This window comes from Methylobacillus draconifructus (genome assembly GCF_045984385.1).
GTDB classification, from domain to species: Bacteria; Pseudomonadota; Gammaproteobacteria; order Burkholderiales; family Methylophilaceae; genus Methylobacillus; species Methylobacillus flagellatus_A.
On record NZ_JBJQIJ010000001.1, the window covers coordinates 471,653 to 484,851 of the forward strand.

7 protein-coding genes are annotated in these 13,199 nt (G+C 60.8%); all 7 read left to right on the forward strand.

Going from position 1 to position 13,199, the window contains the following annotated elements; all coding sequences use genetic code 11:
* The first annotated feature begins 166 nt into the window (after positions 1-166).
* The 7 genes from ACKF11_RS02380 to leuA all read left to right on the forward strand — a co-directional run bounded on the left by ACKF11_RS02380 (position 167) and on the right by leuA (position 13,177).
* On the forward strand, positions 167-1,522 hold the full coding sequence (locus tag ACKF11_RS02380; protein ID WP_407995822.1) for an MdtA/MuxA family multidrug efflux RND transporter periplasmic adaptor subunit: 1,356 nt from the start codon (positions 167-169) through the stop codon (positions 1,520-1,522).
* On the forward strand, positions 1,519-4,650 hold the full coding sequence (locus ACKF11_RS02385) for an MdtB/MuxB family multidrug efflux RND transporter permease subunit (RefSeq protein ID WP_407995823.1): 3,132 nt from the start codon (positions 1,519-1,521) through the stop codon (positions 4,648-4,650). Before ACKF11_RS02380 ends, ACKF11_RS02385 begins: the two co-directional genes overlap by 4 nt.
* 19 nt (positions 4,651-4,669) lie before the next feature.
* A complete protein-coding gene (locus ACKF11_RS02390; RefSeq protein ID WP_407995824.1) occupies positions 4,670-7,825 on the forward strand; it encodes a multidrug efflux RND transporter permease subunit in 3,156 nt (1,051 codons plus the stop codon).
* Complete coding sequence (locus ACKF11_RS02395) at positions 7,822-9,252, forward strand: efflux transporter outer membrane subunit (protein WP_407994359.1); 1,431 nt, start codon at positions 7,822-7,824, stop codon at positions 9,250-9,252. Before ACKF11_RS02390 ends, ACKF11_RS02395 begins: the two co-directional genes overlap by 4 nt.
* Before the next feature lie 98 nt (positions 9,253-9,350).
* Positions 9,351-9,977 (forward strand): uracil-DNA glycosylase family protein, encoded by a 627-nt coding sequence (locus ACKF11_RS02400; protein ID WP_407995825.1) that lies wholly within the window; start codon positions 9,351-9,353, stop codon positions 9,975-9,977.
* Positions 9,978-10,073: 96 nt separating this feature from the next.
* Positions 10,074-11,069, forward strand: a complete 996-nt coding sequence (locus ACKF11_RS02405) for an alpha/beta hydrolase (RefSeq protein WP_407995826.1) — start codon at positions 10,074-10,076, stop codon at positions 11,067-11,069.
* A 422-nt stretch (positions 11,070-11,491) separates the two neighbouring features.
* Positions 11,492-13,177, forward strand: a complete 1,686-nt coding sequence (gene leuA, locus ACKF11_RS02410) for a 2-isopropylmalate synthase (RefSeq protein WP_407996030.1) — start codon at positions 11,492-11,494, stop codon at positions 13,175-13,177.
* The last annotated feature ends 22 nt before the right edge of the window (positions 13,178-13,199 follow it).

Below are 13,199 nucleotides of genomic sequence, written 5' to 3' on the forward strand. Positions count from 1 at the left end.
TTTGTAAGCTGCCGCAAAAGTAAAGCGACCGGTATGTAGGGTTGTGTAAATTAGTTTGCGGCAAGCGAAACGGGCAAATAATATTATGCGCAAGAATACAGCTTGATCGTGGCGGTTAAGGTATCGCCAGACTGCTTCCATTTTCCAATTTATGTCTTAAATTCCTATGTCCAGCCCATTATTGAAAACCCTGCGTCCCTGGTTAATCTTGTCTATCGTATTGGCTGCTGTTGCGTATGCATTGTGGAAATATGTGCCCTTGTCCTCTTCCAGCAACCAGGGACCTCCAAGGATGGGGCAAGGTATGCCGCCGGGCGGCCCCGGGGCAGGCGGTCCGCGGCCTGGCGGCGGTTTTCCCGGCGGTGGTCGGCGCGGCATGTTCGGGGAGAGCATGCTGGTGAGCGTCGGCGAGGTGGCGCAAGCGCCGCTTTCCGTGCAGCTGGATGCGGTGGGCACGGTGACTTCGCTCAATACCGTGAATGTTACTGCGCGCGTGGAAGGGCAGTTGAGCCGGATATTGTTCACCGAGGGCCAGGAGGTCAAGCAGGGCGACGTGCTGGCCGAGATAGACGCCCGTCCGTATGAGGCCGCGCTCAAGCAGGCCGAGGGCATCGTCAGTCAGTATCGCGCCCAGCTCAAGAATGCCGAGATAGACCTGGCTCGTTACCAGGAGTTGAAGGACGAGGACTCGATCGCGATCCAGACGTTGGATACGCAGGCGGCGCTCGTGCGCCAGTATCAAGGCAACCTGGACAATGCGCTGGGACAGTTAGAGGCAGCCAAGCTGAACCTCGACTTCACCAAGGTACGGGCGCCCATCAGCGGGCGCATCGGCCTGCGCCAAGTCGATGTCGGCAACCAAGTCACCGTTAACGCCACCACCCCGATCACAGTGCTGGCGCAGACGCGTCCGATCAGCGTGGTGTTCAGCCTGCCCGAACAGCAGCTTTCCACGGTGAGGCGACAGTTGAAGCAGAACCCCGACAAGCTGGTGGTCGAGGCGCTGGATCGCCAGCGCCAGGTGCGCATCGCCAAGGGCAAGGTGGCGAGCATCGATAACCAGATCGACGTCACCACAGGTACGTTCAAGTTGCGTGCGTGGTTCGATAACGACGACGACAGCCTGTACCCCAACCAGTTCGTCAATGTGCGCCTGCATGCCGCGGAAGTGACCAATGCGCTGCTGATCCCAAGCGGTGCCTTGCAGCGCGACGACCAAGGGACCTACGTTTATACGATCGATGCCGAGAAAAAGGTAGCCAAGCAGCGTGTCACCGTCGGCATCAGCCAGGCCGAGCAGGTGGAAATACGCCAAGGGCTGAATGCCGGGCAGCGCATCGTCATCGACGGCGTGGACCGGCTGTCGGACGGCATGGTGGTGCGCGTTGCCGGCGAGGATGACGCCCAGCCTGCGGCAGGCGCCCCTGGCGAGCGCAGGCGAGGCCAATGGCAGGGTGGCCAGCCTGGGCAAGCCGGCGGAGACAACCAGAACAGGGCAGGTGCCCAGGGCCCGCGTTCATGAATCCCTCCCGGATTTTCATCGAAAGGCCGGTCGCGACTACGCTGCTGATGCTGGCCTTGCTGATCTCCGGCATCCTGGCCTACCGGCTGCTGCCTGTCGCCTCGCTGCCGGAGGTGGAGTATCCGACGATACAGGTCAAGACGCTGTATCCGGGCGCGAGCCCGGAGGTGATCAACTCCATGATCACGGCCCCGTTGGAAAGCCAGCTCGGCAAGATAGCCGGCCTGGACGAGATGTCGTCCAGCAGCGCGGGCGGCGCTTCGGTGATCACGCTGCGCTTCAATCTCAACACCAGCCTTGGCATTGCCGAGCAGGGCGTGCAGGCGGCGATCAATACCGCTTCCAACCTGTTGCCTAGCGACTTGCCGAGCCAGCCGGTCTACAGCAAGGTCAACCCCGCGGATGTGCCCGTGCTGACCTTGGCGGTGACGTCGGACGCCTTGTCCATGCCCAAGGTGCAGGACCTGGTCGATACGCGTCTGGCGCAGAAAATCGCGCAGATTTCCGGCGTCGGCATGGTGAGCATCAGCGGCGGGCAGCGCCCCGCCGTGCGCGTGAGCGCCAATTCCACGGCATTGGCCTCGTACGGCCTCAGTCTTGAATCCATCCGTACCGCGATTGCCAGTAACAACCTCAATGGCTCCAAGGGCAGCTTCAACGGGGCGACCCGTTCCACCACCATCGATGCCAATGACCAGATGCGCAGCGTGGAGGAGTACCGCAACCTGATACTGAGCTACCAGAACGGTGCGCCGATACGCCTCAAAGACGTAGCGCAGGCTTACGACGGCGCCGAGAACGAATACCTTGCCGCCTGGGCGGACGACAAGCCGGCCGTGATCGTCAATATCCAGCGCCAGCCGGGCGCCAATGTGATTGACGTGGTCGAGCGCGTGCGCGAGCTGTTGCCGGAGCTGGAGGAAAGCCTGCCCGAGAATGTGAAGGTTTCCATCCTGAGCGACCGCAGCCATACCATCCAGGCCTCGGTCAAGGATACGCAGTTCGAGCTGCTGCTCGCGATCGCGCTGGTGGTGCTGGTGACTTTCCTGTTCCTGCAGGATGGCCGCGCGACCCTGATCCCGTCCATCGCCGTGCCCTTGTCGCTGATCGGCACCTTCGGCGTCATGTACCTCTCCGGCTTCTCACTCAACAACCTCACCTTGATGGCCTTGACGATCGCCACCGGCTTCGTCATCGATGACGCCATCGTGATGCTGGAGAACATCGAGCGCTACATCGAGCAGGGCGACAATCCACTGCAGGCGGCATTGAAGGGTTCCAAGCAGATCAGCTTCACCATTATTTCGTTGACGATTTCGCTGGTCGCGGTGTTGATTCCGCTCCTGTTCATGAGCGACATCGCGGGGCGCTTGTTCCGCGAGTTTGCATTGACCCTGGCGATCGCCATCCTGGTGTCGATGCTGATCTCCCTGACGTTGACCCCCATGCTGTGCTCATTGTGGCTCAAGCATGTGCCTGATACAGAGAAAGGCCGGTTCTCCCTGGCCGGCGCGCGCATGATGCAGGGCGTGATCGACCGCTATGGCCGCGCATTGAAATGGGTGCTGGCGCACAAGCTGCTAACGTTGCTGGCGGCATTGGTGACGCTGCTCATCACCGTCTTGCTCTACCTCTATCTGCCCAAGGGGTTCTTCCCAACCCAGGATACCGGGCTGATCCAGGGCATCAGCGAGGCGCCGCAGTCGGTGTCCTTCGCCGCCATGGCGAAGAAGCAGGAGCACCTTGCGCGCGTGATCAAGCGCGACCCTGCGGTGGAAAGCGTATCTTCCTATATCGGGGTGGACGGCACCAATGAGGCGCTCAATACCGGGCGTGTGCTGATCAACCTCAAGCCGCATGCGGATCGGGACGTCAATGCCAGCGAAGTGATCGCCCGCCTCAAACAGGCCACGGCGGACATCCCCGATTTCAAGCTCTACCTGCAGCCGGTGCAGGACTTGACCATAGAGGACAAGACCAGCCGCACGCAGTACCGCTTCCTGCTTACCGATCCTGACATTGCCGTATTGCAGTCGGCGATGCCGCGCGTGATGGAGAAGCTGCGCCAGTTGCCGCAGATCACCGACGTCGCGAGCGACCTCCAGGACAAGGGCCTGCAGGCCTATCTGGTGATAGACCGCGACAATGCCACCCGGCTCGGCGTGACCGTTTCCAATATCAATGCGGTGCTGTACAACGCCTTCGGCCAGCGCCTGATTTCCACCATCTATACCCAGGCCAGTCAATACCGCGTGGTGATGGAAGTGCCGCCAAACTTCCGCAGCGGTCCCGAAGCGCTCGCCAATCTCTATGTGCCGGGCAGCAGCACGGATAGCGCGGGCAATACCGTGACCACCCAGGTGCCGCTCAATGCGCTGGTGCGGGTGGAGGAACGCAATACCCTGCTTACCATCAACCATATCAGCCAGTTCCCGGCAGCTACCGTGTCTTTCAACCTGGCGGACCGCGTCGCGCTCGGGGATGCGGTGAGTGCCATCCGCGAGGCGGTTGCCGAGCTGCAATTGCCGGGCAGCGTACAGACCCGTTTCCAGGGCGCCGCATTGGCGTTCGAGGCATCTCTGTCCAATACCCTGTTCCTGATCCTGGCAGCGCTGGTGTGCATGTATATCGTGCTGGGGATACTCTACGAGAGCTTCATCCACCCTGTCACCATCCTGTCCACCTTGCCTTCCGCAACGGTCGGGGCCTTGCTGGCCTTGTGGGTGCACGGGCAGGAGATCGGCATGGTGGCGATCATCGGCATCATCCTGCTGATCGGCATCGTCAAGAAAAACGCCATCATGATGATCGACTTCGCCCTCGCTGCGGAGCGCGAGCAGGGGCTCAAGCCGGTGGACGCGATCTACCAGGCCAGCCTGCTGCGTTTCCGCCCGATCCTGATGACGACGATGGCTGCATTGTTCGGCGCCTTGCCATTGATGTTCGCGACGGGCGCCGGGGCGGAATTGCGCCAGCCCCTTGGTATCACCATGGTGGGCGGCCTGCTGCTGTCGCAGTTGCTGACCATCTTCACCACGCCGGTGATCTACCTGTTGTTCGACCGCCTGGTGCGCCGCCGTACCAGGGTGGAAACCCGCATCAGCGATGCGGACGAGGAACTGGCGTGATGCTGGCGGAAGGTCGCATATGAAGCGCATCATTTCCTGGTCCAAGCTCAGGAGCGACGAGCGCGGGCCTGCCACCCTGTTCATTCTGCGGCCGGTGATGACCTTATTGGTGTCGCTGGGCATGATGCTCGCAGGCTGGCTGGCTTTCGGCCTGCTGCCGATCGCGCCGCTGCCGCAGGTGGATTTCCCCACCATCAACGTCACAGCGTCGCTCGCAGGCGCCAGCCCGGAAACCATGGCTTCCTCGGTGGCGACGCCGTTGGAGCGCAGCCTGGGACGGATCTCCGGCATCAGCGAAATGACCTCGTCCAGCTCGCAGGGCAGCACGTCGATTACCTTGCAGTTCGACCTCGACAAGGATATCGACGTGGCCGCGCGCGAAGTACAGGCCGCGATCAATGCCGCTGCGAGTATGCTGCCCAGTGGCATGCCGAACCGGCCCAGTTACCGCAAGATGAACCCAGCGGATATGCCGAGCATGGTGCTCACCATGACCTCGAAGACCAAGAGCATGGGCGAGCTGTACGACCTGGCGTCCAATATGGTGTCGCGCAAGATTTCACAGGTGCAGGGCGTGAGCCAGGTCAATGTCGCCGGGAGCTCGCTGCCTGCGGTGCGCGTGGATATCAACCCCGACGCCCTGGTGCAGCAAGGGCTTTCACTGGATTCGGTGCGCAACGTCATCAGCGCCGCCAACGGTAACGGTCCCAAGGGCTATCTGCAGAACGACGAATATAGTTGGCAGCTGGATGCGGACGACCGTTTGCTGCGGGCCAAGGATTACCGCTCGCTCATCATTGCCACCAACAATGGCGCGATCACGCGCCTGAGCGATGTCGCCAAGGTGTACGATTCGGTGGAGGACATCCGCAACGTGGGTTTCCACAACAACCAGCGCGCGATTTTGCTGATGGTGAGCCGCGAGCCGGGCGCCAATATCATCGAGATGATAGACCGCATCCGCACGGAGCTGCCGAGCATCCAGAGCAGCCTGGGCGAGGACATCAAGCTTGCCGTGGTCGAGGACCGCAGCCCGAATATCCGCGCCTCCCTGCATGAAGCTGAATTGACGTTGGTGATCGCTGTGGCGTTGGTGATCCTGGTGGTGTTTCTCTTTCTACGGAACGGCCGAGCGACATTGATCCCTGCGCTGGCCGTGCCGGTATCGCTGATTTCGACGTTTGCGGCCATGTATCTTTGCGGTTATTCGCTCAACAACCTCACCTTGATGGCCTTGATCATCTCCACCGGCTTTGTCGTGGATGACGCCATCGTGGTGGTCGAGCATATCAGCAAGCGCATCGAGCAGGGCGAAACCCCGTTCAGGGCGTCGCTGCGCGGTGCGCGCGAGGTCGGCTTCACCGTGATTTCCATGAGCCTGTCGCTGGTGGCGGTGTTCATCCCGCTATTGTTCATGGGCGATATCACCGGCCGCCTGTTCCGCGAGTTCGCGGTGACGCTCTCGGTCGCAATCCTGCTTTCGCTGTTCGTCTCGCTGACGCTGACGCCGATGCTGTGCGCCTACCTGCTGCGGCGCAAGGACGCCATGGCGATGGAGGGCGAGAACGCTGCAGGCCAGCCCAGGGAGGGCTTGTTCCAGCGCGTGCAGCGCCGCTATCGCCGGAGTCTGGCCTGGGCACTGAATCATTCATTGTGGATGATGGTGATTTTGCTATTCACCATTGCGGTCAACGTCTATCTGTATATCGCAATCCCCAAGGGGATGTTCCCAGACCAGGATACCGGCCGCCTGTTCGGCAACGCCCGCGCTGACCAGGGCGTATCGTTCAATGAATTGCAGAGAAAGCTGGAAGCGTTCCGCAGCATCCTGCTCACCGATCCCGCGGTGGACCAGGTGATGGGGATGTCGGGCAGCGGGCGCGGCCCGGGCGCCTCCAGCAATTCCGGCAACTTCATCATCATCCTCAAGGACATCCATGAGCGCGAACCTGCGGAAACCATCATTGCACGTTTGAGGCCCAAGCTGGCGCAAGTGCCCGGGGCCTCCATGTTCTTGGTCAACATGCAGGACCTGCGCATTGGCGGCCGCTCTACTGACTCCAGTTACCAGATGACGCTCAAGAGCGACGACATCAAGGACCTGCGCAAGTGGGAAAACAAGGTGCTGGAAACCATGCAGTCCGTGCCCGAGATCACCGATGTCGGCGGGGGAGGCCGCAGTCGTGCGGTGCAGGTGTACCTCAATATAGACCGCGAGGCGGCCAAGCGCCTGGGCATCGACGTGGAAATGGTGATCGCGCTGTTGAACAACTCCTACGCACAGCGCCAGATTTCCACCATCTACGAGGACCAGAACCAGTACCGCGTCGTCATGGGCGTGGACGACAAATACATGCAGAGCCCCGATATCCTGTCCAGCCTCTATGTGCTCACTACCAGCGGAGCGCGCGTGCCATTGTCCAATTTCGTGACGCTGGGATACAACACTTCTCCTGCATCGGTGCAGCACGAAGGCCAGTTCGCCTCTATTACCTATTCCTTCAACCTGCCTGAAGGCGGCAACCTGGAACATGCCAAGCAGCAGATCAGGAACGCGCTGGCCGACCTCAAGATGCCGCTCAACGTGCAGGCGACCTTTTCCGGCACGGCCAGCGCCCAGGGCAAGGTGCTCAAACAGATGCCGTGGCTGATTTTGGCTGCGCTGGTCTCGGTCTATATCGTGCTGGGCATGCTGTACGAGAGTTACGTGCACCCGCTCACCATTCTCTCGACCTTGCCTTCCGCCGGCGTGGGCGCCTTGCTGGCCCTGATCCTGTTCGATACGCCGCTGACCCTGATCGCCTTGATCGGCATTATCCTGCTCATCGGCATCGTGAAGAAAAACGCCATCCTCATGATCGATTTCGCGCTGGTGGCGGAGCGCGAGCGCGGCCTGTCGTCCAAGGATGCCATCATGGAGGCCTGCCAGCAGCGCCTGCGCCCCATCCTCATGACCACCATGGCGGCATTGCTGGGCGCCTTGCCGCTCATCATGGGCACTGATGGCGATGCGCCATTGCGCCGGCCGCTCGGTATTGCCATCGTCGGCGGCCTGCTCTTGAGCCAACTGCTCACGCTATACACCACGCCCGTGGTCTACCTTTATTTGGATCGTCTACGCTTGTGGGTGTTGCGTCGCAAGCCCCAGGCTGCAATGTTGGAGAAAATGGAATGAGTCCCTCTTCTGCCAAGCTCGGCATCATCAGCTTGTCCGTACTATTGTCCGCCTGCATGGTCGGCCCGGATTACCATAGGCCGCAGACCGTGGTGCCTGCCGCATTCAAGCACCAGGAGGGCTGGAGCATCGCCGCTCCAGCGGACGAGGCGCCGAAGGGCGAGTGGTGGGAGCGGTACGGCGATAGCGAACTGAACCAGCTTGTGGCACGGCTCAACGACAGCAACCAGACCGTGGCCCAATACGAGGCGCAGTACCGCCAGGCATTTGCCCTTGCGCAAAGCGCCCGCGGCGCCTTATGGCCGCAACTGGATGCAACCGTGGGCAAGACCAGGGCGGGGCAGGGTACCGGCAGTTCGACCTCCAGCCAGGCGGTGCAGACCAGCGGCATACGCACGACGTATAACGCCGCCCTTAACGCGAGCTGGGAAATCGATATCTGGGGCCGCCTGCGGCGTACCCTGGAGGCAAACAAGGCAAGTGCCGATGCCAGCTTCGCCACCCTGGCGGCGATGCGGCTCAGCATGCAGTCCGAGCTGGTGCAGAACTATCTGCAGATCAGGGTGATGGACCAGCAAAAGCGCCTGTTGACGGAAACCGTGGATACCTATCGCCGTGTGGTGCAACTGACCGAGAGCCAGTACAAGCGCGGCGTGGTGGCGAGCGCCGACGTGGCTGCGGCCACCACGCAGCTCAAGAATGCGGAGGCCGACCTGGTCGACCTGGTCTGGCAGCGGGCGCAGCTGGAAAACGCCATTGCGGTGCTGATCGGGGAGGCGCCGGCGAATTTCAGCGTGGCTGAAAGCGACCAGATGCCGCAATTGCCCATCGTACCGGCATCGGTGCCCAGCCAGTTGCTCGAGCGCAGGCCGGATGTGGCGGCAGCGGAGCGCTCGGTCATGGCGGCCAATGCCAATATCGGCGTTGCCAAGTCCGCTTATTATCCTAGCCTGACCTTGTCCGCGACCGGCGGCTACCGCAGCAGCACGTTCAACGACTGGATGAGCATGCCGAACCGCTATTGGTCGGTCGGGCCGCAGCTTGCGATGACCTTGTTCAACGGCTTGCAGAACAAGTACAACGTCGTGCAGTCCGAAGCCAGCTACGATGCCGCGGTGGCAACTTACCGCCAGACGGTGTTGACCGCATTCAAGGAGGTGGAAGATTATCTGGTGGCTCTGCATACTCTGGGCGAAGAATCCGCATTGCGCGAGGAATCGGTAACGGCGGCGCGCAAGGCGCTCAAGCAATATACCAACCAATACCGCGTGGGCCTGATCGGCTTCCTGGACGTGGTGACCGCGCAAACCACCGCGCTCAACAGTGAGCGCACCTTGCTTACCTTGCAGCAAAGTCGCCTGATCAGCAGCGTGCAGTTGATTGCCGCGCTGGGCGGAAGCTGGGAAGGCTTGCCGGTACAGGACTGAGAGGCTGTTTCCTGGCTTTGGCCTGGCCGCTAGCCATGCTGATCCGGCGAGCTGAATCATATGCCGGCTTGCCTGTCTGACTTCCGAGAAGGAGGCAGATGGTTACAATAGGTATGAATACCGGCCATTCATTCACGGATGGGCTGGTCCTGGACGAGCTGGCGGCTGGGATACGCCAGTGCAGACTATGCTCGCCCTATCTCCCGCTTGGGCCGCGCCCCGTGCTGCAGGTCGGCGCTACGGCACGCATCCTGATCGCCTCACAAGCGCCTGGCCGCAAGGCGCATGCATCCGGGCGTCCTTTCACCGATGCGAGCGGCGAAAGGCTACGGGCATGGCTGGGCATGCCGCGCGATGTATTTTATGACCGCAGCCAAGTGGCGATTGTCCCCATGGCATTCTGTTATCCCGGCACCGGCCGGGCCGGTGACCTCCCGCCCAGGCCGGAGTGCGCGGCAGCATGGCGGGCAAGGCTGCTGCAATATCTGCCGCATCTGCAACTGACGCTGGTCATTGGGCAATATGCCATGGCGTACCACTTGCCCCATGCCGGGAGAACCGTCACCGACATCGTAGGCAACTGGCGGCAATATTGGCCCGACACCGTGAGCTTGCCGCATCCCAGCCCGCGCAACAATCTATGGCTGCAGCGCAATCCGTGGTTTGAAACGGAGTTGATTCCGCAGCTGCAGCAGCGCGTCGGCGCCATTCTGCAACAGGGTTAGACGCTTCTGACAGAGTTGTCAGCGATTGGCTGACAGACTGGAGCCGACAGGGTTGCTAGAGTCAGGATTCACTACAATCTGAGCCGGAGATATATCGTGAATATCCTTGACCCGATTATGCATACCCTGATGCCCGAAACGGACCAATACAGTGGCGTGGAGCCGAAAACCCGGGCATTTCTCGAGGAGCTGGCGGCATCCGATAGCAAGCCGGTGGAAGAGTTGAACCCGGAAGAGGCGAGGAAGGTGCTTAGCGACCTGCAGGCCGGCGTGGATGTCGAGCTGGGCGGCGTGACCGTCGAGGAACGGGAAATCGCGATCGAGGGCCACTCCATCCACCTGTTCATCGTCAAGCCGGCGGATATCGCGATTGACCCGCCCGTGGTCATGTTCTTCCACGGCGGCGGCTGGGTGCTGGGCGACTTTCCTACCCACCAGCGCTTGGTGCATGACCTGTGCGTAGCCTCAAACTGTGCGGTGGTCTTCGTCGACTATTCCCGTTCGCCGGAGGTGAAGTACCCTACTGCGATTATCGAATGCTACCTTGCCACCAAATGGGTTGCGCAAAACGGCGCGGAAATCGGTGTTGACCCAGCCCGCCTCGCGGTTGCCGGCAATAGTGCCGGAGCCAACATGGCGACTGTCGTCTGCATGATGGCCAAGGAAAAACGCGAGCCATTCATCAAGCACCAGACCCTGTTCTGGCCCGTGACCGACGCCAGGTTCAATACAGATTCCTACCAGCAATTCGACGATGGCTATTTCCTTACCCGCAACATGATGAGATGGTTCTGGGACAATTATCTCGAGAACAAGGACGCACGCGAGGAGGTTTATGCGTCGCCGCTCAATGCCAGCCTGGAACACCTGGCAGACCTGCCGCCCGCCTTGATCCAGACTGCGGAATTCGATGTCCTGCGTGACGAGGGCGAAGCTTACGCCCACTTGTTGACGGATGCCGGCGTGAGTGTGACCTGTACCCGCTACCTGGGGGCGATCCATGATTTCGGCCTGCTCAACCCGCTTGCCAAGACTCCGCAGGCATATGCCTCCATCATGCAGGCTGCGGGGGAAATCAGGAAGCATATTTAACAGCACAGTCTTGGACGGAGGGCATCGGCTGTCGGCTGGTTTTAGCCAGAGGTTTGACAGGGACGGCGCCTTCTGTTTATGATTAACCCCATTATGCAATTCCAGCAGCCCACATCATTTTTGTTTTCTTCCTTGGCTTTCCTTAGCCTGGGCCTGCTGCTGCGCTTCGCGCGCATCTAATCCTACCTCTTCCTGCCAGTTAGTTTGTTTTGTCCTCGCCGTTGGAGGGCGGAACGATATTGTTTGAACTCCGGTTTATTCCAGAAAGTATTTGCATCATGCGTCACACGCCATATCATTTCCGGCAGTTCCGACTGCCCCGCGGTTGTCAGGCCTTGCGTGAGCGGTAGCCTGCCAGCCCTGGATATTGTCATGCCGCTGACCAGAGTGATATATCGAACTGAGATCTTGAGAGAATAATGATGTTAAAGAATCCAAGCAGCAAATACCGCCCGTTTACCCCGATTGATTTGCCCAACCGGCAATGGCCGGCCCGCACCATCACCCAGGCGCCGATTTGGATGAGCACCGACCTGCGCGACGGCAACCAGGCCTTGTTCGAGCCCATGAACGCCGAACGCAAGATGCGCATGTTTAAGATGCTGGTCGAGATCGGCTTCAAGGAAATCGAGGTGGCATTCCCTTCCGCCTCGCAGACCGATTTCGATTTCGTGCGTACCTTGATCGAGGAAGGGCATATCCCGGATGACGTGACTATCGAGGTATTGACCCAGGCGCGCGAAGACCTGATCCGCCGTACGTTCGAATCCTTGCGCGGCGCAAGGCGGGCAATCGTGCATATTTATAACGCGACTTCCCCCGTGTTCCGCGAGACGGTGTTCCGCACCGACAAGGCGGGGGCCAAGAAGATTGCCACCGATGCCGCCCGCCTGATCAAGCAGCTTGCGGACGAGCGCCCGGAAACCGAATGGGTGTTCCAGTACAGCCCGGAAACCTTCACCGCGACCGAGCTGGATTTCGCCAAGGAAGTCTGCGATGCCGTTACCGATATCTGGCAGGCCACGCCCGAGCGCAAGGTGATCCTCAACCTGCCCGCGACGGTGGAGATAGGCACGCCCAATTATTACGCCGACCAGATCGAATGGATGCACACCCACCTGGCGCGCCGCGACAGCGTCATCATCAGCGTGCACCCGCACAACGACCGCGGCACCGCGGTGGCGGCGGCGGAGTTGGCCGTAATGGCGGGCGCGGACCGTATCGAAGGCTGTCTCTTCGGTCACGGCGAGCGCACCGGCAATGTCGATTTGGTGACCTTGGCGCTCAATCTCTATACGCAGGGTGTCGATCCCGGTTTGGATTTCTCCCAGATCAACAGCATTGCCCGCACGGTGGAGGACTGTACTCAGTTGCCGGTGCATGCACGCCATCCCTATGCAGGCGACCTCGTGTTCACGGCATTCTCCGGCTCGCATCAGGACGCGATCAAGAAAGGCTTTGCCGTGCAGCAGCCAAACGATCTTTGGCAAGTGCCTTATCTGCCGATAGACCCGCATGACGTGGGCCGCACCTACGATTCCATCATCCGCGTCAACAGCCAGTCGGGCAAGGGCGGCATCGCCTATTTGCTGGAATCCGGCTATGGCCTCGCCATGCCGCGCCGCATGCAGGTCGAGTTCAGCGGCGCCGTGCAGCGCCTTACCGACAGCAGCGGGCAGGAAGTGAACGCCGAGGGCATCTGGCAATTGTTCAACGAGGAATATATCGCGGCGGATGAGCCGGTGCGCTATATCGACCATGTGCTCGACGAGCAGGACGATATCCAGCACATCAAGCTCACAGCGCGCATCCACGGCGTGGAAACCGTGCTAGAAGGCCGGGGCAACGGCCCGATCGACGCCCTGGCGCATGCCTTCGGCAGCAAGTTCCGCATCCATGACTACGAAGAGCGCGCGCTCGGCGCAGGCGCTGCCGCCAAGGCCGTGGCGTTTGCCGAGCTGGAGAGGGACGGGCAGCCGGGCACCGTGTATGGCGCGGGGATACACGAAAACCTGGTCACGGCATCCATCCTTGCCGTGATCAGCGGCATCAACCGTTTGAATCAGCGCCTCGATGCGGTTGCGCAGCAGGCGTTCCTGCCGCGATGAGCAGTTAACGCTGACATCGAAA